At 35.3% G+C, this 1,703-nt stretch carries 1 protein-coding gene; it reads left to right on the forward strand.

What is annotated here, in order from left to right; genetic code table 11:
* The first annotated feature begins 178 nt into the window (after positions 1-178).
* Positions 179-1,366 (forward strand): ImmA/IrrE family metallo-endopeptidase, encoded by a 1,188-nt coding sequence (locus AC1DFM_RS34565; RefSeq protein ID WP_477081346.1) that lies wholly within the window; start codon positions 179-181, stop codon positions 1,364-1,366.
* Positions 1,367-1,703: the final 337 nt, after the last annotated feature.

Raw genomic sequence — 1,703 nt, forward strand, 5'->3', positions numbered from 1 at the left:
AATAGTTACGGCTGGCTAATAGTTACGGCTGGCTTGCCACTCCGGTGCAATTCTACTGCCATTAATTTGAAGGATTTATCATAACCCCTTCTTACTTTTTTACTCATTGTAATCAAAGTTAAGGAAAGAGCTTAACTATATGTCCAATCAAAGGTAGCAGTTCCACAATGGTTTTTTTGTGAATGGAAAACTAAGTGAAGTTTTTCAGAAGAAACCGTATTTTTCCAAAGATCGGGGYGGAAATGTCATTCTTGATGTTACAATTGAAACAACGTTGCCAGGTGCGGATACCTATTCTTTGTTAACTGTTATTGAGTGTAAAAATACCCAGAAGAAAGTAACTGTTGATGACATTGAAGAGTTTTCCTCCAAATTAAGAGGTATTGGTGACCACAATACTCGAGGAATAATGGTTTCAACCAATGGATTTCAATCGGGAACAATAAATTATGCCAGGATAAATAAAATTAGCTTAATCCGTTTAAATGCAGACGGGGTTATCGAACACATTGTATACAGGGCGTCCAACATCCAACCTACTGAACAATTATTTTTGGAAGATCAATTTCCGAGGAAAATATATGATTCAGACTTTATCGGTTTGTATGACGACAGGTTCTATAAACATTTTCCAGATATTCTATTGAAACTAGGGGTTATTGATACTTTCTATTACGAATTGTCCAGTATTAAAGTGCCATATATTTCGGATGAGGAAATTGAGAATAGAATAAAACAGCTTTCGCTCAACACTGCTGTGAGTTATGGTAAAATTAACACTGAAATGCTGTGTGAGCGTATATCTCAACTATATGATGCTGATTTTTACTTTGGTCCGTATTTGGAAGGTCATGATGCTGAACTTCAAATACTAGGTAAAGTTGCCTTTGATCCTTTAGTGGTTTCCGTTTTTAATCTATCGGATTCGGATGTCAGAAGTCGTTTTACTTTAGCTCATGAAATTGGGCATGTTGTATTGCATGCAGGAATACTACAAAAAATAGCTGATCCTAAGCTGGAAATTAAGTCTTTTAATAATGATGTGATAACCATTGACAATAATATAGAGGTCCAGGCAAATAAATTTGCTGCTGCTTTATTACTTCCTGATGGTCTTGTAACTTTTTATGCCAATGAATATTTTCAAAAAGAGAATATTCATAAGGGCCTTTTATATATGGACAACCAGCCTTGTAACCAGCAATTAGTTCATAATCTACTGGATGAAATGAAATTGAGGTTTGGTGTATCCAAAGAAATGATAAAAATTAAAATGAAGAAATTGGGATTGCTAAAAGAAGTTACTACATCGAGACACATAGGCGGGTACTTGAATAATAGGAATTTTGGTAATCGCAATCATTAGCTAGGCGATATAATTAAGAAAACATCGTACTTTCGCATTGTGTCATCGTGATTCCCAAAAGGAAGCGGCATTCTAGAAAATATCAACGCGATTTAAAAATATTGGCTCACAGGCGGCGCACAGCCGTAGAAAGGAACTGATAATCAATAATATACGGTTCCAGTTCTGGGCACGATAAAAGGTTGTAGACATCTGATCTACAACCTTTTTTAGGGACTATTTCACTAAGTGTGTAAACTTAAAAATCGGGGGATCAAATTAAAAGTTAGATTCTCACTCTTTTATCAAAAATAGTTAAAAACTGATTTAGGATCATGCCCCAGTTTCTAATGGGCAT

The organism is Chitinophaga sp. 05T412, from assembly GCF_056396465.1.